Annotated in this window: 1 protein-coding gene; it reads right to left on the reverse strand. The window is 59.8% G+C overall.

Going from position 1 to position 492, the window contains the following annotated elements; genetic code table 11:
- The coding region (locus ACF8SD_RS07060) for a reverse transcriptase domain-containing protein (protein WP_392484130.1) at window positions 1–492 on the reverse strand (492 nt) is incomplete at both ends.

Here is a 492-nt window from a genome sequence, read left to right on the forward strand (position 1 = left end):
CGACGTTCGATGCAGGCCATGAGGATGTCGTGATTGACCCGATCGAAAAACTTCTCCAGATCAAGTTCCACGCACCAGCGGTGTCCCGCTGTCACATGAGCACGAGCCATCTCGATGGCTTGATGCGTACTTCTGCCCGGACGAAAACCATAGCTGTAGTCCGAGAACAGTGGGTCGAAGATAGGTGTGAGCTGCTGCTGCAGTGCTTGCTGGATCAGGCGATCCACGACGGTGGGGATTCCCAGTTGCCGTGTGCCGCCCTGCGGCTTGGGAATTTCAGCCGCTCGCACTGCTTGGGGATGGTATTCACCGGCCAGCAACCTGGCCTTGAGGGTTGGCCAATACTGTTTCACGTAGCCCGCCAAGTCAGCGACCGTCATGCCATCAGCACCCGGAGCCCCCTTGTTGCTAACCACGCGTTGATACGCACGCCTGAGGTTGGCCGGTGCAAGCACCCGCTCCATCAGCGTGTCCGGCTCCGCGTTCGTCCAC

Source organism: Pseudomonas sp. CJQ_9 (genome assembly GCF_043106615.1).
GTDB lineage: Bacteria > Pseudomonadota > Gammaproteobacteria > Pseudomonadales > Pseudomonadaceae > Aquipseudomonas > Aquipseudomonas juntendi.